The organism is Burkholderia sp. SJZ089 (genome assembly GCF_007828315.1).
In the GTDB taxonomy this organism is placed as follows: Bacteria; Pseudomonadota; Gammaproteobacteria; order Burkholderiales; family Burkholderiaceae; genus Burkholderia; species Burkholderia gladioli.
In genome coordinates, this window is sequence record NZ_VIUM01000011.1 from 58,163 (window position 1) to 81,107 (window position 22,945).

Annotated in this window: 20 protein-coding genes; 11 read left to right on the top strand and 9 right to left on the bottom strand. The window is 69.5% G+C overall.

What is annotated here, in order from left to right:
- Positions 1-75: 75 nt before the first annotated feature.
- Together mutL and miaA are read left to right on the top strand one after the other, a co-directional pair.
- The gene (gene mutL, locus FB600_RS20685; RefSeq protein ID WP_145757305.1) at positions 76-2,190 is read left to right on the top strand and encodes a DNA mismatch repair endonuclease MutL; all 2,115 of its coding nucleotides are present in this window, start codon (positions 76-78) and stop codon (positions 2,188-2,190) included.
- The gene (gene miaA, locus FB600_RS20690; protein WP_098181303.1) at positions 2,187-3,155 is read left to right on the top strand and encodes a tRNA (adenosine(37)-N6)-dimethylallyltransferase MiaA; all 969 of its coding nucleotides are present in this window, start codon (positions 2,187-2,189) and stop codon (positions 3,153-3,155) included. The genes mutL and miaA overlap by 4 nt, the downstream gene beginning before the upstream one ends.
- 134 nt (positions 3,156-3,289) lie before the next feature.
- Here miaA and purM read toward each other — a convergent pair whose 3' ends face one another.
- Positions 3,290-4,345 carry a phosphoribosylformylglycinamidine cyclo-ligase gene (gene purM, locus FB600_RS20695; RefSeq protein WP_145757306.1) on the bottom strand — a complete coding sequence of 352 codons (1,056 nt, stop codon included), beginning with the start codon at positions 4,343-4,345 and terminating at the stop codon, positions 3,290-3,292.
- 369 nt (positions 4,346-4,714) lie between these two features.
- Here purM and hda point away from each other — a divergent pair, with 369 nt between their 5' ends.
- Genes hda through panB form a run of 6 tightly spaced genes read left to right on the top strand, consistent with a single transcriptional unit; the run spans position 4,715 to position 9,848 of the window.
- Positions 4,715-5,440 carry a DnaA regulatory inactivator Hda gene (gene hda / locus FB600_RS20700; RefSeq protein ID WP_013696732.1) on the top strand — a complete coding sequence of 242 codons (726 nt, stop codon included), beginning with the start codon at positions 4,715-4,717 and terminating at the stop codon, positions 5,438-5,440.
- A 21-nt stretch (positions 5,441-5,461) separates the two neighbouring features.
- Positions 5,462-6,148 carry an HAD family hydrolase gene (locus FB600_RS20705; RefSeq protein ID WP_098181305.1) on the top strand — a complete coding sequence of 229 codons (687 nt, stop codon included), beginning with the start codon at positions 5,462-5,464 and terminating at the stop codon, positions 6,146-6,148.
- The gene (gene pcnB, locus FB600_RS20710) at positions 6,145-7,746 is read left to right on the top strand and encodes a polynucleotide adenylyltransferase PcnB (RefSeq protein ID WP_145757307.1); all 1,602 of its coding nucleotides are present in this window, start codon (positions 6,145-6,147) and stop codon (positions 7,744-7,746) included. Before FB600_RS20705 ends, pcnB begins: the two co-directional genes overlap by 4 nt.
- 29 nt (positions 7,747-7,775) lie before the next feature.
- Positions 7,776-8,306, top strand: a complete 531-nt coding sequence (folK, locus tag FB600_RS20715) for a 2-amino-4-hydroxy-6-hydroxymethyldihydropteridine diphosphokinase (RefSeq protein WP_036048161.1) — start codon at positions 7,776-7,778, stop codon at positions 8,304-8,306.
- Entirely contained in the window at positions 8,303-8,986 is a 684-nt protein-coding gene (locus FB600_RS20720; RefSeq protein WP_013696728.1) for a deoxynucleoside kinase, read from the top strand. Before folK ends, FB600_RS20720 begins: the two co-directional genes overlap by 4 nt.
- Before the next feature lie 46 nt (positions 8,987-9,032).
- Positions 9,033-9,848, top strand: a complete 816-nt coding sequence (panB, locus tag FB600_RS20725) for a 3-methyl-2-oxobutanoate hydroxymethyltransferase (RefSeq protein ID WP_013696727.1) — start codon at positions 9,033-9,035, stop codon at positions 9,846-9,848.
- Positions 9,849-9,945: 97 nt separating this feature from the next.
- Here the strand turns inward: panB and pabB are convergent, their stop codons facing one another.
- The 4 genes from pabB to grpE all read right to left on the bottom strand — a co-directional run bounded on the left by pabB (position 9,946) and on the right by grpE (position 16,019).
- The gene (gene pabB / locus FB600_RS20730) at positions 9,946-11,793 is read right to left on the bottom strand and encodes an aminodeoxychorismate synthase component I (RefSeq protein WP_145757308.1); all 1,848 of its coding nucleotides are present in this window, start codon (positions 11,791-11,793) and stop codon (positions 9,946-9,948) included.
- Positions 11,794-11,812: 19 nt separating this feature from the next.
- Positions 11,813-12,949, bottom strand: a complete 1,137-nt coding sequence (dnaJ, locus tag FB600_RS20735; protein ID WP_036029634.1) for a molecular chaperone DnaJ — start codon at positions 12,947-12,949, stop codon at positions 11,813-11,815.
- 215 nt (positions 12,950-13,164) lie between these two features.
- Positions 13,165-15,111, bottom strand: a complete 1,947-nt coding sequence (gene dnaK, locus FB600_RS20740) for a molecular chaperone DnaK (protein WP_036029636.1) — start codon at positions 15,109-15,111, stop codon at positions 13,165-13,167.
- 353 nt (positions 15,112-15,464) lie between these two features.
- On the bottom strand, positions 15,465-16,019 hold the full coding sequence (grpE, locus tag FB600_RS20750) for a nucleotide exchange factor GrpE (protein ID WP_013696723.1): 555 nt from the start codon (positions 16,017-16,019) through the stop codon (positions 15,465-15,467).
- 427 nt (positions 16,020-16,446) lie between these two features.
- Here grpE and FB600_RS37290 point away from each other — a divergent pair, with 427 nt between their 5' ends.
- Entirely contained in the window at positions 16,447-16,608 is a 162-nt protein-coding gene (locus FB600_RS37290; RefSeq protein WP_013696722.1) for a hypothetical protein, read from the top strand.
- On the opposite strand, the gene FB600_RS20755 is transcribed toward FB600_RS37290, so the two are convergent.
- From FB600_RS20755 to hrcA, 3 genes are all read right to left on the bottom strand, one after another.
- Complete coding sequence (locus FB600_RS20755; RefSeq protein ID WP_096749702.1) at positions 16,580-16,987, bottom strand: RNA-binding S4 domain-containing protein; 408 nt, start codon at positions 16,985-16,987, stop codon at positions 16,580-16,582. The genes FB600_RS37290 and FB600_RS20755 overlap by 29 nt on opposite strands.
- A 24-nt stretch (positions 16,988-17,011) precedes the next feature.
- Complete coding sequence (gene hemH, locus FB600_RS20760) at positions 17,012-18,079, bottom strand: ferrochelatase (protein ID WP_096749703.1); 1,068 nt, start codon at positions 18,077-18,079, stop codon at positions 17,012-17,014.
- Between the two features lie 142 nt (positions 18,080-18,221).
- On the bottom strand, positions 18,222-19,247 hold the full coding sequence (gene hrcA / locus FB600_RS20765; RefSeq protein ID WP_013696719.1) for a heat-inducible transcriptional repressor HrcA: 1,026 nt from the start codon (positions 19,245-19,247) through the stop codon (positions 18,222-18,224).
- Positions 19,248-19,358: 111 nt separating this feature from the next.
- Here hrcA and FB600_RS20770 point away from each other — a divergent pair, with 111 nt between their 5' ends.
- The gene (locus tag FB600_RS20770) at positions 19,359-20,261 is read left to right on the top strand and encodes an NAD kinase (RefSeq protein WP_025098493.1); all 903 of its coding nucleotides are present in this window, start codon (positions 19,359-19,361) and stop codon (positions 20,259-20,261) included.
- 19 nt (positions 20,262-20,280) lie between these two features.
- Positions 20,281-21,930 carry a DNA repair protein RecN gene (recN, locus tag FB600_RS20775; protein WP_013696717.1) on the top strand — a complete coding sequence of 550 codons (1,650 nt, stop codon included), beginning with the start codon at positions 20,281-20,283 and terminating at the stop codon, positions 21,928-21,930.
- Between the two features lie 136 nt (positions 21,931-22,066).
- Here the strand turns inward: recN and FB600_RS20780 are convergent, their stop codons facing one another.
- The gene (locus tag FB600_RS20780) at positions 22,067-22,942 is read right to left on the bottom strand and encodes a hypothetical protein (protein WP_145757309.1); all 876 of its coding nucleotides are present in this window, start codon (positions 22,940-22,942) and stop codon (positions 22,067-22,069) included.
- Positions 22,943-22,945 lie beyond the last annotated feature (3 nt).

Here is a 22,945-nt window from a genome sequence, read left to right on the forward strand (position 1 = left end):
ACCTGAGGGTTCCGTGAAAAAAGCCCCCGGAGGCGGCGCCCGGTGCGGCGGCGACAGCCTCGCTATAATCGCGGCATGTCCGAATTCACCGATTCCGCCGCCGACGACGCCAGCGCTGCCGCGCCCGCCCCCAGCCCGCGCCCGCTGCGCGCGATCCAGCCGCTGCCCGACCAGCTGATCAGCCAGATCGCGGCCGGCGAGGTGGTCGAGCGCCCCGCCTCCGTGGTCAAGGAGCTGCTGGAGAACGCGATCGACGCCGGCGCCAGCAGCCTGCGCATCGTGCTCGAGGAAGGCGGCGTCAAACGGATCTCGATCACCGACGACGGCTGCGGGATTCCCGCCGACGAACTGCCGCTCGCGCTGATGCGCCATGCCACCAGCAAGATCCGCTCGCTGCACGAGCTCGAGTCGGTCGCCACGCTGGGCTTTCGCGGCGAGGCGCTAGCCTCGATCGCCTCGGTCGCCGAGATGTCGATCACCAGCCGCACCGAGGACGCCGCGCACGCCACCCGCATCGACGCCGATACGGGCGCGCTCTCGCCCGCGGCCGGCACGCGCGGCACCACCATCGAGGTGCGCGAACTCTACTTCAACACGCCGGCGCGCCGAAAGTTCCTGAAAAGCGAGCAGACCGAATTCGGCCACTGCCTGGAAATGATCCGCCGCGCGGCGCTGGCGCGGCCCGAGGTGGCGATCTCGGTGCTGCACAACGGCCGTGCCGTCGAGCACTGGAACGCCAGCGAGCCGGCGGTGCGTGTCTCGAAGATCCTCGGCGAGGGTTTCGCCACCGCCCACCTGCCGCTCGACGAGCGCGCCGGGCCGCTGGCCGTCTACGGCTGCGCGGGCCTGCCGACCGCCAGCCGCGGCCGCGCCGACCAGCAATATTTCTTCGTCAACGGCCGCTTCGTGCGCGACAAGCTGCTGACTCACGCGGTGCGCGCCGCCTACGAGGACGTGCTGCACGGCGATCGCTACCCGTCCTACGTGCTGTTCCTCGACCTGCCGCCCGAGGCGGTCGACGTGAACGTGCATCCTTCGAAGATCGAGGTGCGTTTCCGCGATTCGCGCTCGATCCACCAGTATGTGTTCCATGCCGTGCAGCGCGCGCTGGCGCGGCACGCCGGTGCCTCGCCGGAAACCACCGCGGGCGGGCACGCCGCGCACCTCGCGCCGGCCCAGCCGGGCAGCCCGGCCTCGTTCGAGCGCACGCCGCTTGGCGCGGGCGCCGGCTCGGAAGGCGGCGAGGCGGGCAGCGAGGCTGGCGGCACGGCATCGGCCGACGGCGCGGGCGGCTTCGGCGGCGGCGCCTCGGGCGGCTTTGGCGCCTCCCGCTTCGGCGCTGGGGCCTCCAGCAGCGGTGGTTTCGGCGGTGGCGGTGCTGGCGGCGGCAGCGCCCGCCCGGTTTCGGGCAACACCTGGATGCGCCAATCGCGCATGACGCAAGGCACCCTGCCCGTCGCGCAGCCGCTCGCGCTCTACGACGCCCTGTTCGGCCGCAAGGCCGGCAAGGCCGGCGACGGCAGCGCGGGCGCGAGCGTGGCCGAGCCGGCCCCGGCACCGTTCGGCGCGACGCCGGGCAGCCTGCCCGCCGGCGGCGCGCACGACCAGCAGCCGCTCGGCTTCGCACTCGGCCAGGTCCACGGCATCTACGTGCTGGCGCAGAACGCGCAGGGCCTGGTGATCGTGGACATGCACGCGGCGCACGAGCGGATCCTCTACGAGCAGTTCAAGACCGCGCTGGCCAACCGCAGCATCGCGGTGCAGTCGCTGCTGCTGCCGGTGACGATCACGGCCACGCCGGTCGAGATCGGCACCGCCGACGAGGAGCGCGAGACGCTCGACGCGCTCGGCTTCGACCTGGCGATGCTCTCGCCCACCACGCTGGCGATCCGCGCCGTGCCGGCCCTCCTGAAGGATGCGGACTTGCCGACGCTGGCGCGCGCGATCCTGGCCGACCTGCACGAATTCGGCGGCTCGCGCGTGCTGACCGAGCGCCAGCACGAGTTACTGGGCACGCTGGCCTGCCATCACGCGGTGCGCGCGAACCGGCGTCTCACGCTCGACGAGATGAACGCGCTGCTGCGCCAGATGGAGGCGACCGAACGCGCCGACCAGTGCAACCACGGCCGCCCGACCTGGTACCAGCTCACGCTCGGCGATCTCGACCGCCTGTTCATGCGCGGACAATGAACATGACGAACCGTCGCGCGCCGCTCACGGTGGCGTGCCTGCTGGGCCCGACCGCCTCGGGCAAGACCGCCGCGGCGCTGGCGCTGGCCGAGCACCTGCCGATCGAGATCGTCAGCGTCGACTCGGCCCTGGTCTATCGCGGCATGGACATCGGCACCGCCAAGCCCAGCCGCGAGGAACGCGAGCGCGTGCCGCACCACCTGATCGACATCATCGACCCGGCCGCCGCCTACTCGGCCGCCGAATTCCGTGCCGACACGCTGCGCCTGGTCGAGGAGATCATCGCGCGCGGGCGCATCCCGCTGCTGGCGGGCGGCACCATGCTCTACTACAAGGCGCTCACGCAAGGGCTCAACGCCCTGCCGGCCGCCGATCCCGAACTGCGCGCGCGACTCGACGAGGACGCCGCGCGCGAGGGCTGGCCGGCGCTGCATGCGCGGCTCGCCGGGGTCGACGCGGCCACCGCCGCGCGGCTCGCGCCGAACGACGCGCAGCGCATCCAGCGCGCGCTCGAGGTGTTCATGCTGAGCGGGCAGCCGATGTCGGCGCTGCTGGCGGCGCCGCGCGAGGACGCGGCGGCCGCTCGCTACCGTTTCGTGCCGGTGGCGCTCGAACCGTCGGACCGGGCGGTGCTGCACGCGCGCATCGCCACGCGCTTCGACGCGATGCTCGCGGCCGGTTTCATCGACGAGGTGGAACGGCTGCGCCGCCGCGAGGACCTGCACCTGGGCCTGCCCTCGATGCGCTGCGTCGGCTACCGGCAGGCCTGGGAATACCTGGACGGCGCGACCGATCACGCGACCATGCGCGACAAGGGCGTGTTCGCGACGCGCCAGCTCTGCAAGCGGCAGCTCACCTGGCTGCGCTCGATGCCGGAGCGGGTGGTGGTCGACTGCTGCGCCGAGGATGCGCCGGCGCGCGCGGTGGCCGCGCTCGAGCGCGTGCTGGAGGCGAACGCCGGCTAACGCCCGGCTCCGCTCGATTCGATCCGCCAAACGAAAAGGGCCGCGATTCGAAATCGCGGCCCTTCGTATTCCTGCCGGGTGGATGGACGATCGGCGGCACCGCAACGCGCCGCCCGGTTCGTCCTTCCGCTACCTCAGACAACCACCGTCTGCGCCTCGCCTTCGCGGCTCGCGCGCACGCGGCCGATCTTCCAGACCTGCTCGCCGGCGGCGCTCAGTTCCGCCACGGCCGCGTCGGCATCGGCGGCCGACACGATCACGGCCATCCCGATCCCGCAGTTGAACACGCGGTGCATTTCCGCGTCGGCCACGCCGCCGTGCTCCTGCAGCCACTGGAACAGCGGCGGCAGGGTCCAGGCGCGCTGGTCGAGCTCGGCCGTCAGGCCTTCGCGCAGCACGCGCGGGATGTTCTCGACCAGGCCGCCGCCGGTGATGTGGGCCATGCCCTTGACCGTCAGCTTGGCCATCAGCGCGAGCAGCGGCTTGACGTAGATGCGGGTCGGCGCGATCAGCGCGTCGGCCAGCGTGCGGCCGTCGAACGGCGCGTTCAGGTCCGGGTTGGCGCGCTCGATGATCTTGCGCACCAGCGAGAAGCCGTTCGAGTGGATGCCGCTCGAGGCCAGGCCCAGCACCACGTCGCCCTCGGCGATGGTGCTGCCGTCGATGATCCTGCTCTTCTCCACCGCGCCGACCGCGAAACCGGCCAGGTCGTATTCGCCGTCCGGGTACATGCCCGGCATTTCCGCGGTCTCGCCGCCGATCAGCGCGCAGCCCGACAGTTCGCAGCCCGTCGCGATGCCCTTGATGACGGTGGCCGCGGTATCGACGTCGAGCTTGCCGCAGGCGAAGTAGTCGAGGAAGAACAGCGGCTCGGCACCCTGCACCAGGATGTCGTTGACGCTCATCGCCACCAGGTCCTGGCCGACCGTGTCGTGGCGGTTCAGGTGGAAGGCCAGCTTGAGCTTGGTGCCCACGCCGTCGGTACCCGACACCAGCACCGGCTCCTGGTAGCGCTTGGGCACCTCGAACAGCGCGCCGAATCCGCCGATCCCGCCGAGCACGCCGTCGCGCAGCGTTTTCTTCGCAAAGGGCTTGATCTTGTCGATGAGGGCATCGCCCGCGTCGATGTCGACGCCCGCGTCACGGTAGGAAAGACTTTGGGCGTCGGGAGCGGATTTCGGAGAAGTCATGGGGGAATGCGAGAAGGTCGGTAAAATGCGATTTTACCCGAAGCCGGACGCCCGGCCGAATTCCCGCGCCGATCTTTCGACGGAAACCATCGTGTCCGAATCGTCCCCGTTTTCATCGCCGTTCGCGCGGCCGCCGGCCAGCACCGGCGCGATGCCGCGCCAGCCAGGGCCGGCCCGTGCCGGCGGCATGTCGACGACGACGGACGCGGCCGCGAAACGAAGCCCGGCACGTGCCTGCCGCCGTCGCCCGGCACCCGCCCGGCCCGCCCGACGTTGGGCCGCCACGACAGCCGCGCGGCGCCACGGCTCCGATCGCTTCCCCCTGCCTGCCGCCGCACGGCGCGAGCCCGACCTCAACCGCCCCGCATCGTGACCGCCACCCGTCAACTGACGCTCGACCTCGGCACCCCGCCGCCGCGTACCTTCGAGAACTTCACCATCGGGGCCAACGACGAGCTCGTCTCGCGGCTGCGCCGGCTCGATCTGGCGCTCGCGGCGGGCCCGGTGGCCGACCGCTCCTTCTATGTCTGGGGCGAGGCCGGCAGCGGCCGCAGCCACCTGCTGCAGGCGCTGGTCTACGACACCTCCTACGGCAGCGCGCGCTACCTGACGCCGCAAAGCCCGCTCGGCGCGATCGCCTTCGACCCGCGCGTCTCGCTGTACGCCGTCGACGACATCGACGCGATGAGCGACAACCAGCAGATCGCCCTGTTCAACCTGTTCAACGAGGTGCGCGCCCACCCGTCCAGCGCCTTCGTCGGCGCGGGGCCGGCCGCGCCGCTCGCGCTCGACGTGCGCGAGGACCTGCGCACGCGCCTGGGCTGGGGCCTGGTGTTCCATCTCGCGCCGCTGTCCGACGCCGACAAGGCGGCGGTCTTCAAGCGCGCCGCGCGCGACCGCGGCATCGCCATCGCCGACGACGTGCCCGCCTACCTGCTCACGCACTACCGGCGCGACATGCCGAGCCTGATGGCCCTGCTCGACGCGCTCGACCGCTTCTCGCTCGAACAGAAACGCGCCGTCACGCTGCCGCTGCTGCGCACGCTGCTGGCCACGCTGGAGCGCGAGGCGGGCGGTTCCGGCCAGATCAAGTAGCTTCAAGTAAAATGCCCCTCCATGACAAATCTGGCACTCTTTGACCTCGATCACACCTTGATCCCGACCGACAGCGACCACGAATGGGGTCGCTTCATGATCAAGCTCGGTCTCGTCGACGCGGAAAGCTTCAAGCGTCAGAACGACCGTTTCTACGCCGACTACAAGGCCGGCACGCTCGACATCCACGCCTACCTGGCCGCCGCGCTGGCGCCGCTGGCGAAGCACCCGCGCGCGCAACTCGACGCCTGGCACGAGCAGTACATGCAGGAAGTGATCCGCCCGGCGATGCTGCCGGCCGCGCTCGAGCTGGTGCGCCGGCATCGGGAGGCGGGCGACCTCTGCTGCATCGTCACCGCCACCAATGCCTTCGTGACGCGCCCGATCGCCGATGCCTTCGGCGTCGAGACCCTGATCGCCTGCGAGGTCGAGACGGTCGACGGCCACCCGGCCTCCGACCTCACCGGCCGCGCCACCGGCATGCCGAGCTTCCGCGAGGGCAAGATCGCGCGCACCGAGGCCTGGCTCGCCTCGCTCGGCAAGAGCCTGGCCGATTTCGAGCGCAGCTACTTCTACAGCGACTCGCACAACGACATCCCGCTGCTCGCGAAAGTCACCGACCCGGTCGCGACCAACCCCGACGACACGCTGCGCACGCATGCCCGCGAGCAGGGCTGGCGCATCCTCGATCTATTCCAACCTTCGTGATCAAGAAACTCATCCGCAAGCTGCTCGGGCAGGACGATAGCGCCGCCCGCGACGATTCCGCCCCCGCCGAGGCCGCGCCGTCCGAACGCGCCGCCCCGCGCGCGCCGGCCACCGCCACCAAAAAAGCGAGCGCGCAGAAGCAGGCCGCGCGTGACGCCGCGAAAGTGGCCGAGCGGCGCACCGACCCCACCATCGTGCCGGCCGCCGTGCACGGCATCGATCCCTCGCTGATCTCGCGCAACGCGGTCCGTGTGACCGACACGCTGCAGCAGGCGGGTTTTCGCGCCTTCATCGTCGGCGGCGCGGTACGCGACCTGCTGTTCGGCATCGCGCCCAAGGATTTCGACGTCGCCACCGACGCCACCCCGACCGAGGTGCAGCGCCTGTTCCGCCGCGCGCGCCTGATCGGGCGCCGCTTCCAGATCGTGCACGTGCAGTTCGGCCAGGAGCTGATCGAGGTCTCGACCTTCCGCGCGCTGGTCGACGCACCGGCCGAGGCACCGCCCGCCGACGCGCCGCCGCCGCGCCGCATGAAGCGCGACGAGCTGGACCGGCGCACCCACGCGGTGGACGCCAGCGGCCGCGTGCTGCGCGACAACGTCTGGGGCGAGCAGCACGAGGACGCGGCGCGCCGCGACTTCACGATCAACGCGATGTATTACGACCCCGCGACGCAGACCGTGCTCGACTACCACGACGGCATGGCCGACATGCGCGCACGCTTGTTGCGCATGATCGGCGATCCGGCCACGCGCTACCGCGAGGATCCGGTGCGCATGCTGCGCGTGGTGCGCTTCGCGGCCAAGCTCGGCTTCAACATCGAGCCGCACACGCGCGATCCGATCAAGCCGCTGGCCGACCTGATCAACAACGTGCCGGCCGCGCGCCTGTTCGACGAGATGCTCAAGCTGCTGCTCTCGGGCCACGCGCTGGCCTGCCTGAAGCAACTGCGCGGCGAAGGCCTGCACCACGGGCTGCTGCCGCTGCTCGACGTGGTGCTCGAACAGCCCCAGGGCGAGAAGTTCATCACGCTGGCGCTGAACAACACCGACGCGCGCGTGCGCGCCGGCAAGTCGGTCTCGCCCGGCTTTTTGTTCGCGACCCTGCTCTGGCACGACATGCGCCAGCGCTGGAACCAGTACGTCGCCAACGGCGAGTTCCCGGTGCCGGCCCTGCAGCGCGCGATGGACGACGTGCTGGAGATGCAGACCGAGAAGCTGGCGATCCACAAGCGCTACTCGGCCGACATGCGCGAGATCTGGGGCCTGCAACTGCGCCTCGAGAAACGCTCGGGTCGCAGCGCGATCCGGCTGCTGGAACACCAAAGATTTAGAGCGGGGTATGATTTCCTCCTGCTGCGCTGCGAGTCCGGCGAACTGGACGAATCGGTGGCGCAGTGGTGGACGGATTTCATCGACGGCGATGCCGCGGCACGCGAGACGCTGCTCACCCAGGGCACGTCGCGCGACAAGGCGCCTGGCTCACCAGGGGCCGCCGGGCCCCGCAAGCGCCGCCGCCGCGGCGGCGCGCGCAACCGCCGGCCGGAAGACGGCGCCGCGCAGCCGCAACCGGCCGAAGCGCCGGATGCGGACGACTGAGCCGTCGGACGACGCAGGAAGTGGATGCCATGACGCTTGCTTATCTCGGCCTCGGCGCGAATCTCGGCGATGCGCGCCAGACATTGAAGGATGCGGTGGTCTGCCTCGCGCAGCAATGCGCGGTCACCGTGCTCGGCAAATCGAGCCTGTACCGGACGGCGCCGATCGACGCCGGCGGTGACGACTACTACAACTGCGCGGTCAAGATCGAGACGCGTCTGGCGGCCCGCGAATTGCTCAGGCTCTGCCAGCAGATCGAGCACCACTTCGGCCGCGAGCGGCCGTTCCACAACGCGCCGCGCACGCTCGACATCGACATCCTGCTGTACGGCGATCACACCATCGACGAACCCGACCTGGTGGTGCCGCATCCGCGCCTGACCGGGCGCGCCTTCGTGCTGGTGCCGCTGGTCGAGCTCGACCCGGCGCTGGCGATCCCGATCCACGGCCACGCGCAGGCCTTCCTGACCGCGGTGGCCGACCAGCGCATCGAGAAGGTGCAGACCTGCCAGTGCCTGATGGCGATGAAGGCCGCGAACGACAAAAGCCGCTGCCGATGAACGCGACCCCGCTGACCGTCACGCCGCCCGACCCGCGCCCGCCGCACCGCTACATCGCGATCGAGGGGCCGATCGGCGTAGGCAAGACCTCGCTGGCGGCATTGATCGCCGAACGCTGGGCGATGCGCCCCCTGCTCGAGCGACCGCAGGACAATCCTTTTCTCGAACGCTTCTATCGCGAGGGCGCGCGCTACGCGCTGCCCGCGCAGCTGTCGTTCGCGCTGCAGCGCGCGCAGCAGGCGCAGGAGCTGGCGGCCGCCCAGGCGGCGGGCCTGGCGATCGTGGCCGACTACATGCCGCAGAAGAACGAGATCTTCGCGCGCCTGACGCTGGGCGACGACGAATGGCAGCTCTATCGCGCACTGGCCGAGCGCGTCGACGTGCCGGCCCCGGCGCCGGACCTCGTGGTCTACCTGCAGGCCAGCCCCGAGGTCCTCTACGCGCGCATCCAGAAGCGCGGCATCGCGATGGAGCTGCAGATCGGCGACGCCTACCTGCGCTCGCTGTGCGACGCCTACAACGAATTCTTCTATCACTACGACCGCACGCCGGTCCTCACCGTCGCCGCGGAACACCTGAATCCGCTCGACTCGCCGGACGACCTTGCACTGCTGATGACGCGCATCGAGACCATGCGCGGCCGCAAGGAATCCTTCGTCAAGGGCGGCGCCGACCGCTGATCAGCGTCGTCGCGCCGCCTGTCTTTCCTCACGAACCGGATCTCCCATGACCTATCTCCAGGAATCGAGCCGCGCGGCCATCACCGTGCCCAAGCTGCAACAGATGCGCGCGGCCGGCGAGAAGATCGCGATGCTGACCTGCTACGACGCGAGCTTCGCCTCGCTGCTCGATCGCGCCGGCGTCGACGCGCTGCTGATCGGCGATTCGCTCGGCAACGTGCTGCAAGGCCAGACCACCACCCTGCCCGTCACGCTCGACGAGATCGCTTATCACACGGCCTGCGTGGCGCGCGCCCAGCCGCGCGCGCTGATCGTCGCCGACCTGCCGTTCGGCACCTACGGCACGCCCGAGCAGGCCTTCGAGAGCTCGGTCAAGCTGATGCGAGCCGGCGCGCAGATGGTCAAGCTGGAGGGCGGCGAATGGCTGGCCGAGACGGTGCGCTTCCTGGTCGAGCGCGCGGTGCCGGTCTGTCCGCACCTGGGGCTCACGCCGCAATCGGTGCACGCCTTCGGCGGCTTCAAGGTGCAGGGCAAGACCGAGGCGGGCGCGGCCCAGCTGCTGCGCGATGCCAAGGCACTGGAGCAGGCCGGCGCGCAGCTGATGGTGCTCGAGGCGGTGCCGACCCTGGTGGCCTCGGAGCTGACCGAACTCGTCAGCACGCCGACCATCGGCATCGGCGCCGGTCTCAACTGCTCGGGCCAGGTGCTGGTGCTGCACGACATGCTGGGCATCTTCCCCGGCAAGCGCCCGCGCTTCGTGAAGGACTTCATGCACGGCCAGCCGAGCATCCTGGCGGCCGTCGAGGCCTATGTGCGCGCGGTCAAGGACGGCAGTTTCCCCGGGCCCGAGCACTCGTTCTGAGTTCTCGGCAGGCCGGCACGGCGGCGATAAAAAAGCGCGGCACCCTCGAAAGGTGCCGCGCTTTTTCCTTGGCCGGTCGGCGCGTCGCGCCGCGCGTTCAGATCCGACGCAATCTCGCCTCGACCGCGCCGCGCAAGGCGTTGCAGATCAGCAGGCCATCGGCGCGCGCCAGCTCGTCCGGCCTCAGGACGCGCTCGCTCGCACCGAGCGCCGGGTCCGCCAGCAACGCACCGCGCATCACGCCCGGCAGCAGGCCGCTGGCCAGCGGCGGCGTGAACCAGCGGCCGTCGAGCTTCACGAAGACGTTGCTGCGGCCGCCCTCGGTCAGCTCGCCGCGCTCGTTGACGAACAGCATGTCGAAGGCACCGGCCGCCTCGGCCTCGCGCCAGGCGCGATCGTATTCGGCGCGGCGCGTGCTCTTGTGCGCGAGCAGCGGGTCCGAGGAGGCGGTCGGCGCGAAACCGTGCTCGGATGCCAGCAGCACCTCGATCACCGAAGCCGCCAGCGGCGCGAGCGGCGCCGACGTCAGTTCGAGCGAGCCATCCTTCGAGAGCGCCGCGCGCAGGCGATGCGGGCCGTCGGCGTCGAAACCGTCGACGCGCGCGCGGACCTGCTGCTCGATCGCGGCCGCGTCGAAGGCGAAGCCGAGCGCCTCGGCGCTGCCGCCCAGCCGCGCGAGATGGCGATCGAGATGACGCACGCCCTCGGCACGCGTCGCATACAGCGTTTCGAACAGTTGCAGGCCGGGATCGGCGTCGGTCAGGAAACGAGCCTTCAATTCGCACTCCGCGTATTCGTCAGGGGCACGGCTGTCGAGCACGATGCCCGCGCCGACGCCCATTGTACCGGCGCGATATCCATCGACGCTTGGCGCCTCGAGCGTCAGCGTGCGGATCGTCACCGCCAGGCAGAAGTCGCCGCAAGCGCCCGCCGGCGCCGCGTCGAGCCAGCCCAGCATGCCCGTGTAGAGCCCGCGCGGCGTCGATTCGATCGCGTCGATCAGCGCCATGGTGCTGTGCTTGGGCGCGCCCGTGATCGAGCCGCAGGGGAACAGCGCGCGCAGCATATCGGCGAAACCCGTCTCGGGCCGCGCCTCGGCCTCGACGGTCGAGGTCATCTGCCAGACCGAGGCATAAGGCTCGACCGTGAACAACGCCGGCACGCGCACCGAACCGGTACGCGCCACGCGCGAGACGTCGTTGCGCAGCAGGTCGACGATCATCAGGTTCTCGGCGCGATTCTTCGCATCGCCGGCCAGGAATTCGGCAGCATGCGCATCGGCGGCCGGGTCGGCCGAGCGCGGCGCGGTGCCCTTCATCGGCCGCGTGCGCAGCCGCGTGCCCTGCTTCTCGACGAACAGCTCGGGCGAGCAGGACAGGATCCAGCGCCCGCCCGGCAGCGCGACCAGCGCGCCGTAGCGCACCGCCTGGCGCGCGCGCAGCCGCCGATACAGCGCCGGCGGCGAGCCCCAGGCGTCGAAGCCGAGCCGGTAGGTGTAGTTGACCTGGTAGGAATCGCCGGCGCGCAGCGCGGCGTGGATCGCGTCGATCGCCGCATCGAACTCGGCGCGCGTGACGCTCTTGCGCAGGCGCGCGATGCCGGCCGGCGAAGGCTCGGCCGCCGCGCCGTCGCGCGCGGCGAGCCAGGCATCGGCCTCGTCGCGCGACAGTCGCGTGAGCGTGGAGAACAGCAGGAAGCGCAGCGGCGCGTCGCCGGCCTGGCCGCGTTCGAGATTGCGGCCGAACTCGTAGTCGCCGAGCACCACTGCATGCAGGCCGCGCGCGAGATCCTCGGCCACCGCCGCGCAGCAGGCGTCGAGCCGCGCCGGATCGGTGCACACGTGCTCGTGCGAGAAGCCCATGTACAAACGACTCGACCGCGCAGCCGCGGTCGAGTCGCAATCGTCGAGGAGCGCGAACGGCGCGCCCTCCCGCACGTCCATCATCTCGCCGGCACCGCTGTCGTCACTCGAAGAAGCTCTTCACGCGATCGAACCAGCTCTTGCTCTGCGGGCTGTGGCGCCCGCCGCCCTCGGCCAGCGACTGCTCAAACTGACGCAGCAGATCGCGCTGTCCGTCGGTCAGCTTGACCGGCGTCTCGATCTGCACGTGCACGTAGAGATCGCCGGCGATGCTCGAGCGCAGGCCCTTGATGCCCTTACCGCGCAGACGGAAGGTCTTGCCCGACTGCGTGCCTTCCGGCACCGTGAACGAGGCGCGGCCGGCCAGCGTCGGCACCTCGATCTCGCCGCCCAGCGCCGCGGTGGTGAACGGAATCGGCATCTGGCAGTGCAGGTCGTCGCCATCGCGCTCGAACACCGAGTGCTGCTTGATGTGGATCTCGACGTAGAGATCGCCGGAGGGCCCGCCGTTGATGCCGGGCTCGCCGTTGCCGGACGAGCGGATCCGCATGCCGTCGTCGATCCCGGCCGGGATCTTGACCTCGAGCGTCTTGGTTTCCTTCACCTTGCCCGAGCCGTGGCAGTGCACGCAGGGCTCGGGGATGTAGGTGCCGGTGCCATGGCACTTCGGGCAGGTCTGCTGGATGCTGAAGAAGCCCTGCGACATGCGCACCGTGCCCTGGCCGTGACAGGTCGGGCAGGTGTCGGGCTTGGTGCCCGGCTTGGCGCCGCTGCCATGGCAGATCTCGCAGGAGACCCAGCTCGGCACGCGGATCTGCGTGTCGTAGCCGTGCGCGGCCTGCTCCAGCGTGATCTCCATGCTGTAGCGCAGGTCGGCGCCGCGATACACCTGCGGGCCGCCCCGGCCGCCGCGGGCGCCGCCGCCAGCGGCCTGCCCGAAGATATCGCCGAAGATGTCGCCGAAGGCATCGGCGAAACCGCCGAAGCCCTGCGCGCCGGCACCGCCCATGTTCGGATCGACGCCCGCGTGGCCGTACTGGTCGTAGGCGGCTCGCTTCTGCTCGTCCGAGAGCATTTCATAGGCTTCCTTCGCCTCCTTGAAACGCTCTTCCGCATCCTTGCTGTCCGGATTGCGGTCCGGGTGGTACTTCATCGCGAGCTTGCGATATGCCTTCTTGATTTCGTCGTCGCTCGCATTCTTCGCGACGCCCAGAACCTCGTAGTAATCCCGTTTCGCCATATCGGTTCAATGCCGCCACGCGCTCGGCACGGGCGGCTCCTCTCGCTTCCAGTAAAGTCTTGCGACCGTGGAACGGCGCTCGCGCGCCGCCCCGCCATAAAACGAATGTGCCCGGAGGGCCGCGAGGCCCGCCAGGCGCAGGGTGATCCGGTCCGTCCGGCAGTGACGGACCGAATCGGTAGCGGCCGTGCCGCGCGGCACGGCCGCGGCCCGACTCAGTCCTTCTTCACTTCCTTGAAGTCCGCGTCGACCACGTCGTCGGCGGCGTTCGCGGCACCCGCCTGGGCACCCTCGGCCGCGCCGGCACCGGCGGCGGCGCCTGCCTGCTGGGCCTGCATGTCGGCGTACATCTTTTCGCCGAGCTTCTGCGAGGCCTGCGACAGCGCTTCCACCTTCGCGTCGATCGTCGCCTTCTCGGCCGAGCCGTCCTTCAGCACGTCTTCCAGCTCCTTGAGCGCGGCCTCGATCTTCTCCTTCTCGCCTGCGTCGAGCTTGTCGCCGTACTCGGCCACCGCCTTCTTGGTGCTGTGGACCAGCGCATCGCCCTGGTTGCGCGCATCGGCACGCTCACGCAGCTTCTGGTCTTCCGCGGCGTTCGCCTCGGCGTCCTTGATCATCTTGTCGATCTCGGCGTCCGACAGGCCCGAGTTCGCCTTGATGGTGATCTTGTTTTCCTTGCCGGTCGCCTTGTCCTTCGCGCCGACGTGCAGGATGCCGTTCGCGTCGATGTCGAAGCTCACCTCGATCTGCGGCACGCCGCGCGGTGCCGGCGGGATACCTTCCAGGTTGAACTCGCCGAGCAGCTTGTTGCCGGCCGCCATCTCGCGCTCGCCCTGGTAGACCTTGATGGTCACCGCGCCCTGGTTGTCGTCCGCGGTCGAGTAGACCTGGGCGTGCTTGGTCGGGATCGTGGTGTTCTTGTTGATCATCTTGGTCATCACGCCGCCGAGCGTCTCGATGCCGAGCGACAGGGGGGTCACGTCGAGCAGCAGCACGTCCTTGCGGTCGCCCGACAGCACCTGGCCCTGGATCGCGGCGCCCACGGCGACGGCTTCGTCCGGGTTCACGTCACGGCGCGGTTCCTTGCCGAAGAACTCCTTGACCTTGTCCTGCACCTTCGGCATGCGGGTCTGACCGCCGACCAGGATCACGTCGTCGATGTCCGAGACCTTCACGCCGGCATCCTTGATGGCGGTACGGCACGGCTCGATGGTGCGCTCGACCAGGTCCTCGACCAGCGCTTCCAGCTTGGCGCGCGTGATCTTCAGGTTCAAGTGCTTCGGGCCCGAGGCGTCGGCCGTGATGTACGGCAGGTTGATCTCGGTCTGCTGGCTCGAGGACAGCTCGATCTTGGCCTTTTCCGCGGCTTCCTTCAGGCGTTGCAGCGCGAGCACGTCCTTCGACAGGTCGACGCCCTGCTCCTTCTTGAACTCGCCGATGATGTAGTCGATGATGCGCTGGTCGAAGTCCTCGCCGCCGAGGAAGGTGTCGCCATTGGTCGACAGCACTTCGAACTGCATCTCGCCGTCCACGTCGGCGATCTCGATGATCGACACGTCGAAGGTGCCGCCGCCGAGGTCGTACACGGCGATCTTGCGGTCGCCCTTCTCGGCCTTGTCCAGGCCGAAGGCCAGCGCGGCCGCGGTCGGCTCGTTGATGATGCGCTTGACCTCGAGGCCGGCGATGCGGCCCGCGTCCTTGGTGGCCTGGCGCTGGCTGTCGTTGAAGTAGGCCGGCACCGTGATCACGGCTTCCGTGACCGGCTCGCCGAGGTAGTCCTCCGCGGTCTTCTTCATCTTGCGCAGCACCTCGGCCGACACCTGCGGCGGCGCCAGCTTCTCGTCGTGCGCCTCGACCCAGGCGTCGCCGTTGTCGGCCTTGATGATCTTGTAGGGCATCAGGCCGATGTCCTTCTGCACTTCCTTCTCTTCGAAGCGGCGGCCGATCAGGCGCTTCACCGCGAACAGCGTGTTGCGCGGGTTGGTCACCGACTGGCGCTTGGCCGGCGCGCCGACCAGCACTTCGTTGTCGTCCATGTACGCGATGATCGACGGCGTGGTGCGGGTACCTTCCGAGTTCTCGATGACCTTGACCTGGTTGCCTTCCATCACGGCCACGCACGAGTTCGTGGTGCCGAGGTCAATACCGATGATCTTTCCCATTTTTCGTAATCTCCAGAAATGCTGTTTGCTGCGGTTTTCGGGCCGTTTTTGCCCGGTTTGCCGCGCCGAATTCGACTCTGCACACGAAATAGGTGCGACCGCGCCGTTTTCAAGACCCCGAAAGCGATGCGGCCATTCAATTTTTTCAATCGCCGGCGGCGGCCGGCCAGGGAGCGGTAATCCGATGCCCGCGGGAGCGAATCCCCGGATCGAACCCCGTTATTGACACCCCTGAGTCGATACTTGTCTGATGCTTTCCTGGCGCGGCTCGCGGCGGCCATCATGGACGCGGCCCGCCGGGATGCCGGAGGGCCGTGGACAGGAGGCGGCGGGCGCGGCGCCCGGCCGGCGCCTTACTTCGGCTGCGCGACCGTCACGAGCGCCGGTCGCAGCACGCGGTCGGCGATCGTGTAACCCTTTTGCAGCACGCTGACGACGGTATTCGGCTCCTGCTCGGCCGGCACCATCGAAATCGCCTGGTGCTGATGCGGATCGAATTTCGCGCCAACCGGATCGATCACGTTGACGCGGCCCTTCTCGAGCGCGCTCTGCAACTGGCGCAGCGTCAGCTCGACGCCTTCGCGGATCTTGGCGATGTCGTCGGACTTGTCGCCGACGGCGGCTTCCAGGCTGTCGATCACGGGCAGAAGGTGCTCGGCGAAGCCCTCGATGGCGAACTTGTGCGCCTTGGCGACGTCGTCCTGCGCGCGCCGGCGCACGTTCTCGGTCTCGGCCTTCGCCCGCAGGAAGCTCTCCTGCAGCTCGGCGACCTTGGCTTGCGCTTCGGCGAGCGCGGCGTCGGCGGCCGCTGCCTGCGGCGCGTCGCCGGCCGGTGCCTGGGCAGCCGTTGCGTCGCGGCCGGTCTCGTCGGCCGGTTGACCAGCCGGATTCTCTTGCGTGTTTTCCATGTCGCTGAAATCGAATTGAATGATGAAAGCCGGATCGACGATACGCGCCACGTGACGGGCACGCGGCACGCATCGCCGGACAACGGCGACGTAGTTGGGGCCGAAGACAACAACTTCAAGAGGGTCTTTCGGCCAGGGGTGCGGCGTCGAGCCGCGGATCGGCCCGGCATCGGGCTTGGGCGCCGCCCGCTCGGCCAATCGTGGCGGGCTGTCGCGCCGTGGCGCCGAAACTGCCGGTAACAACCGTTACCGCGGCCCCACTGGATCGGCTTCGGGCGCTGCACTACACTGCCATCAGGCTGCCCGAACGCAGGTTAACCCTGAGCTATCGTCAGACTTTCCACTGCCTGACGATCGGCGCGAAACCCGCCCCGGCCGCCGCCCATCGCCCTCGGCTCACGCCGGCCTCGTTCCCCAGGGGAGTACCGTGAAACTGACCTTTGCCATATCGGTGGTCGCGCTGGTACTCGTGGCCGGCACCACCACCATCTGCCTGTCGGGTGCCGTCACCGACCGCACCACCGAATACGGCAGCGCGCGCGCCACCTTCGAGCAGATCTTCAGCGTTCACCCGAAAGTTTGTCGATGATGCGGCGATCGCGCTTGGTCGGCCGGCCATGCAGCTCGGCGGCCGGCTCGCGATAATGCCGCCGCCGCTCGAGTTCGGCAAGCCGTTTCGCCCGCCCTTGCGCGGTTTCCGCATACAGCGTCTGGGCGATGCTGGCCGGCCCGCGCGTGTCGCAGATGCCGAGCACGTCGAGCTCCCAGACCGCGGTCTCGATGGTGATTTCCACGCGGTCGCCCACCCGCACGTCCTTCGAGGGCTTGACCGCCGCGCCGCCGATTCGCACCCGCCCCTTCTCGACGGCATCGGCCGCCAGCGAGCGCGTCTTGAAGAAGCGCGCGGCCCACAGCCACTTGTCGATGCGCAGCTTGGCGCCGGGTTCGGTCGAAATCCGGTAATTCATCAGCTTAATCCCGTTTCGTGACGCTCATGCGGCCGTCTCCGCGGGCGCGGCCACGCGCACCGGCCAGCCCTGCAGGTTTTCCGCGACGATCTGGCCCAGCGCCGAAACCCAGGCGGGCGAGGCGTTCAGGCAGGGAATCCGGTGGAAGCTCCCACCGCCGCCGTGCAGGAACTCGTCGCGCACCTCCATGCCGATCTCCTCGATGGTTTCCAGGCAATCCGAGGTGAAGCCGGGGCAGAACACGTCGGCCCGCTTCACCCCGGCCGCGCCCAGCTCGCGCAGGGTGGGCGCGGTATAGGGCTGCAGCCACTCGGCCTTGCCGAAGCGCGACTGGAAGGTCACCCGGCATTCGAGCGGCCCCAGGCCCAGCTCGGCCATCAACAGCGCGGCGGTTTGCTGGCACTGGTCGTGGTAGGGATCGCCCAGGTCGAGCGTGCGCTTGGGCACGCCGTGGAAGCTCAGCACCAGCTTGTCGCCGGCCGCGAAATCGGGGCTGCCGTGCTCGGCCCAGTAGTGCCGCACCTGCTCGGCCAGCGCGTGGATATAGGCCGGGTGGTCGGCGTAGTGCCGCACCGTGCGGATCTCCGGCTGGTTGCGCATGCGGGCCAGCGCGGCGAAGGCCGCGTCGAAGGCGGTGGCCGTGGTCGAGGCCGAGTATTGCGGATAGAGCGGCATCAGCAGCACGCGCTCGACGCCCAGACGCTTCAACTGCCCGAGCACGGTGCCGATGTCGGGCGTGCCGTAGCGCATCGCGTAGTCGACCAGCACCTGGTAGCCGTTGGCGGCGAACAGCGGCCGCAGCCCCTCCACCTGGCGCTCGGTGTGCACGCGCAGCGGCGAGCCTTCCGGCATCCAGACCGTGGCGTACTTCTTGGCGGAGGCGCGCGAGCGCAACGGCAGGATCAGGCCGCGCAGGATCGGCTGCCAGGCCAGGGCCGGAATTTCGACCACGCGCGGGTCGGACAGGAATTGCGCGAGATAGCGGCGCACCGCGCTCGCGGTCGGCTCGTCGGGCGTGCCGAGATTGATCAGCAGGACCGCCGTGCGATGCGCCGCGGCCTGCTGCGAAGGGGGTTCGAGATCAAAACGCATGAACGGGGATGTGCATGGGCACCGGATCGAACGGCCCCCATTATAACGAGGGCACTCGTCGCGGCACCGCAGCCGGCAGAATGCCCGCCGCGCCGATGAGGACAATAGCCGGGCTCGATCGGCCCGGCCGGCGGCCACCGACCTACTGGTTGCCGCTCAAGGTCAGCGACAGCAGGCGCGCGGTGATGTCGACGATCGGGATCACCCGGTTGTAGGCCATCCGGGTCGGCCCGATCACGCCGAGCGTGCCGACGATCTGGCCGTTCACCTCGTAGGGCGCGGTCACCACGCTCATTTCGTCGATCGGCACCAGGGTCGACTCCCCGCCGATGAAGATCTGCACGCCCTGGGCATGGCTGGACACGTCGAGCAGCTGCAGCAGGCTGGTCTTCTGGTCGAACACGTCGAACAGCTTGCGCAGCCGCGCCATGTCGGAGGACAGGTCGGCCACCTCCAGCAGCTTGCGCTCGCCGGAGATCAGCACCGTGTCCTCGTCGTCGGACGTCTCGGTGCTGGCCGTGACGGCCGCGTGCATCAGCGCCGTCATGTCGTCGCGCAGGGTGTCGATCTCCTCGCGCAGCCGGCGCCGCACCTCGTCGAAGGACAGCCCCGCGAAGTTCGCGTTGATGTAGTTCGAGGCCTCGGTCAGCTGGGACGGGGAGTAGTCGCGCTGGGTCGCCATCATGCGGTTCTGCACGTCGCCCTCGGGGGTGACGATGATCAGCAGGATCCGCTTGTCGGACAGCCGCATGAACTCGACCTGCTTGAACACATGGCTGCGGCGCGGCGTGAGCACCACGCCGGCGAACTGGGACAGGTTGGACAGCACGCTGGCGGCCGCGGCCACCACCTTCTGCTGCGGCTCGCCGGCCTGCAGGGTGGTCTGCACCAGGCGCGTGACGGCCGCGTCGTCGATCGGCGACTCCACCGTCAGCATGGTGTCGACGAACAGGCGATAGCCGCGCGGGGTGGGAATCCGCCCCGCCGAGGTATGCGGGCTCGACACCAGGCCGAGCTCCTCGAGGTCCGACATCACGTTGCGAATGGTGGCCGGGCTCAGTTCGAGGCCGGAATACCGCGACAGCGTGCGCGAGCCGACCGGCTGACCGTCGGCGATATACCGTTCGATCAGGGTCTTGAGGAGGGTTCGGGCGCGGGGATCTAACATGGTCGAAAATTCTAGCCTAAGCGGGCGGCGCCCGCGAGCGTTCCGGCACCAGGCCATGCCTGGCCTCCCGGACGGTTCCTTTTCGTCATCCAGCTATGGTGTAATGCCGCCATGACTACCGGCAACCAGTTCCAGACCGTCGCGCTCGTCGGGCGCAGCAATACGCCCGGCATCGCCGAACCGCTCGCCGCGCTCGCCGCCGCCATCGCGCAGCGCGGGCTCGAGGTCGTGTTCGAGGCCGCCACGGCGACAGAATACGGCATCACCGGCCATCCGGCGCTGACCCCCACCGAAATCGGCGCGCGCGCCGACGTCGCGATCGTGCTCGGCGGCGACGGCACGATGCTCGGCATCGGCCGCCAGCTCGCCCCCTACAAGACCCCGCTGATCGGCATCAACCACGGCCGGCTCGGCTTCATCACCGACATTTCCGCCTCGGAGATGCTCGAGCTGGTGCCGTTGATGCTGGCGGGCAGCTTCGAGCGCGAGGAGCGCACCCTGCTGGAGGCGCGCATCGTGCGCAACGGCGAGCCGATCTATCACGCGCTGGCCTTCAACGACGTGGTGGTGAACCGCAGCGGCTTCTCCGGGATGGCCGAGCTGCGCGTCTCGGTGGACGGCCGCTTCATGTACAACCAGCGCTCGGACGGCCTGATCGTCGCCACCCCGACCGGCTCGACGGCCTATGCGCTGTCCTCGGCCGGCCCGATCCTGCATCCGCAACTGCAGGGCATCGTGCTGGTGCCGATCGCCCCGCACGCGCTGTCGAACCGGCCGATCGTGCTGCCCGACGACGTCAAGGTCGGGATCCAGATCATCGGCGGGCGCGACGTCAACGTGAATTTCGACATGCAGTCGTTTACCGCGCTGCAACTGAACGACACCATCGAGGTGCGCCGCTCGCGCCACACCGTGCCGTTCCTGCACCCGGTCGGCTACAGCTACTACACCACGCTGCGCAAGAAGCTGCACTGGAACGAGCATCCGTCGCACGACGACGATCCCGAATCCTGACGCGGCGGCGCCCTCCATCATGCTTCGCCATCTCTCGATACGCGACTTCGTCATCGTCGCCGCGCTCGACATCGAATTCGACAGCGGCTTCACCGTGTTCTCCGGCGAAACCGGCGCCGGCAAATCGATCCTGATCGACGCCCTGGCGCTGGCGCTCGGCGAGCGCGGCGACGCCAGCGTGGTGCGCACCGGCTGCCAGCGCGCCGACCTGTCCGCCGAATTCACGCCGCACGACCGCGTCGCGCAATGGCTCGACGCGCATGCCTTCGAGGCCGAGGACAGCGTCATGCTGCGCCGCGTGATCGACGCCAACGGCCGCTCACGCGCCTTCATCAACGGCACCAGCGCGACGCTCTCGCAACTGCGCGAGCTCGGCGAGATGCTGGTCGACGTGCATGGCCAGCATGCCCACCAGTTGCTGATGCGGCCCGACGCGCAGCGCGAGCTGTTCGACACGCATGCCGGCCTGAGCGCCGACGCGGCCGTGGTGGCGCGCGGCTGGCGCGCCTGGCGCGACGCGCTGCACCATATCGAGGTGGCCCAGACGCACGAGCGCGAGCTGCAGCTCGAACGCGAGAAGCTGGCGTGGCAACTGGCCGAGCTCGACAAGCTGGCGCCGCAGCCCGGCGAATGGGACGAGGTGAACGCCGAGCACCAGCGCCTGACGCATTCGGCGAGCCTGATCGACGGCGTGCAGGGCACCCTGCTGGCGATCTCCGAATCGGACGAGGCGATGCTGACCCAGCTGGGCGCGATCATCTCGAAGGTCCGCCAGCTGGCCGCGATCGACCCGACGCTCAACGACGTGCTGGCCTCGCTCGACCCGGCCGAGATCCAGCTGCGCGAAGCCTCCTATTCGCTGTCGCATTACGCGCAGCGGCTCGAACTCGATCCCGAGCGGCTGGCCCAGGTGGAGGCGCGGCTGGACGCGCTGCACACGGCCGCGCGCAAGTTCCGCCTGCCGCCCGAGACGCTGCACGACGAACACGCGGCGCGCCGCGAGCAGCTCGCCGCGCTCGACGCGGCGGCCGACCTGTCGGCGCTGCAGGAAACCGCCGAGCGCGCCCGGCAGGCCTACCTGGCCGATGCGCGCACGCTGTCGGAGGCGCGCGCCCAGGCCGCCGACGCGCTGGGCGGCGCGGTGACGGCCGCCATGCAGGAACTGTCGATGGCGGGCGGCAGCTTCGAGGTCGGCCTGCTGCCGCTGGCCGAGGGCGGCGCGCACGGGCTCGAGCAGATCGAGTTCCGCGTCGCCGGCCACCCCGGCGTGCCGCTGCGCCCGCTGGCGAAGGTCGCCTCGGGCGGCGAGCTGGCGCGCATCAGCCTGGCGCTGGCGGTGATCGCCAGCGCGGCCAGCCTCACGCCCACCCTGATCTTCGACGAAGTGGATACCGGCATCGGCGGCGGCGTGGCCGAGGTGGTCGGCCGCCTGCTGCACCAGCTCGGCCGAGACCGCCAGGTGCTGTGCGTCACCCACCTGCCGCAGGTGGCCGCGCGCGGCGACCATCACTTCCAGGTCGCGAAGGCGCAGGACCCGGGCGGCGGCACCGTGTCCTCGGTCACCCCGCTCGACCGCGCGAGCCGCGTCGAGGAAGTCGCGCGCATGCTTGGCGGGCTCGAGATCACCGCCACCACGCGCAAGCACGCCAAGGAAATGTTGGCCGCCTGAGGCCGACCTGCCCCGCCTCGCGCGGATGTCTGCCGCTGTCAGGCGTGCCGTGACGACCGCCCCCGCCCTGGCACCGCGCCAGCTCCCGTCATCCTGGCCGGCACCCGCCGGCGGCGGCTCGGAGCGCTTCCCCCGCTCAGGCCGGCCGCGCCGCGATCGGCTCGACCTCGTCGAGCCCGGCACGCGCGAGCCAGTGGCAATAGCCGCCGAGGCTGCCGCGATCGATGGTGGCCGGGTCGATGCCGTCGTACTCGCCGGCGCGGAACGCGTGCTTCGAGAAATATTCCTCGATATGCCAGGCATGGATGTGCAGCACGTCCCCGCCCAGGCGTCGCGTCGCGTGCGGGAAATGGTCGAGCAGGCCGATCGAGCAGCGCTGCGGGTAGGTCTGCCGCAAGGCCAGCTCGCCGGCGTACATGGTCAGCACGTTCTTGCACCAGCCCGGCCACTGCCCGTCGTGCTCGGCGAATTCCTCGGCCAGCAGCCGCCTGCAGTAATCCATCTGCGCCACCAGGAAGTGCCGCACCATCTCCGACGGGCCATACACCGAGGCGCCCACGTTGTGCAGGCCCGCATGCGGAAAGCCCCAGCGCGCGCTGCACTCGACCAGCTTGCGGCGCACCGAATCCTCGTAGGCATAGGCGCCGAACCCGAAGCACAGGCCGCTCGGCACGAAGCTCGCGAAGGCCGGCGTGACGAAGGTATCGCAGTCGGTCTTGAGCACCAGCTCGAAGCCGGCGCAGGCATCCAGCACGTCCGGCGCGCACAGGTTGGCGACCGAGTTGATATAGGGGTAGCCGGCCCATTCGGCATCCGTTCGAGCATGAGGCAGCGCGGGTATCACGACCAGGCGCGGATCGGCCGGCAGATGGTCGACCACCTCGGGATGACAGACCACGATCAGCGCGCCGCCGTCCAGCGAGCGCGTATGGATCAGACTCTTGTAGAGCCAGAAGAACTCCTCGACCATCTGGCTGTTGTGGTCCACATAAACCAGGATCGCCTTTTTCATTTT

Excerpts from the sequence above, each read along its gene's own strand:
- folK (WP_036048161.1), top strand. The coding sequence starts at position 7,776 with ATGACGCTTGCTTATCTCGGCCTCGGCGCGAATCTCGGCGATGCGCGC.
- panB (WP_013696727.1), top strand. The coding sequence starts at position 9,033 with ATGACCTATCTCCAGGAATCGAGCCGCGCGGCCATCACCGTGCCCAAG.
- dnaJ (WP_036029634.1), bottom strand. The coding sequence starts at position 12,949 with ATGGCGAAACGGGATTACTACGAGGTTCTGGGCGTCGCGAAGAATGCG.
- FB600_RS20705 (WP_098181305.1), top strand. The coding sequence starts at position 5,462 with ATGACAAATCTGGCACTCTTTGACCTCGATCACACCTTGATCCCGACC.
- miaA (WP_098181303.1), top strand. The coding sequence starts at position 2,187 with ATGAACATGACGAACCGTCGCGCGCCGCTCACGGTGGCGTGCCTGCTG.
- mutL (WP_145757305.1), top strand. The coding sequence starts at position 76 with ATGTCCGAATTCACCGATTCCGCCGCCGACGACGCCAGCGCTGCCGCG.
- pabB (WP_145757308.1), bottom strand. The coding sequence starts at position 11,793 with ATGATGGACGTGCGGGAGGGCGCGCCGTTCGCGCTCCTCGACGATTGC.
- grpE (WP_013696723.1), bottom strand. The coding sequence starts at position 16,019 with ATGGAAAACACGCAAGAGAATCCGGCTGGTCAACCGGCCGACGAGACC.
- FB600_RS20780 (WP_145757309.1), bottom strand. The coding sequence starts at position 22,942 with ATGAAAAAGGCGATCCTGGTTTATGTGGACCACAACAGCCAGATGGTC.
- hrcA (WP_013696719.1), bottom strand. The coding sequence starts at position 19,247 with ATGTTAGATCCCCGCGCCCGAACCCTCCTCAAGACCCTGATCGAACGG.
- FB600_RS20720 (WP_013696728.1), top strand. The coding sequence starts at position 8,303 with ATGAACGCGACCCCGCTGACCGTCACGCCGCCCGACCCGCGCCCGCCG.
- dnaK (WP_036029636.1), bottom strand. The coding sequence starts at position 15,111 with ATGGGAAAGATCATCGGTATTGACCTCGGCACCACGAACTCGTGCGTG.
- FB600_RS20755 (WP_096749702.1), bottom strand. The coding sequence starts at position 16,987 with ATGAATTACCGGATTTCGACCGAACCCGGCGCCAAGCTGCGCATCGAC.
- purM (WP_145757306.1), bottom strand. The coding sequence starts at position 4,345 with ATGACTTCTCCGAAATCCGCTCCCGACGCCCAAAGTCTTTCCTACCGT.
- FB600_RS20770 (WP_025098493.1), top strand. The coding sequence starts at position 19,359 with ATGACTACCGGCAACCAGTTCCAGACCGTCGCGCTCGTCGGGCGCAGC.
- recN (WP_013696717.1), top strand. The coding sequence starts at position 20,281 with ATGCTTCGCCATCTCTCGATACGCGACTTCGTCATCGTCGCCGCGCTC.
- hemH (WP_096749703.1), bottom strand. The coding sequence starts at position 18,079 with ATGCGTTTTGATCTCGAACCCCCTTCGCAGCAGGCCGCGGCGCATCGC.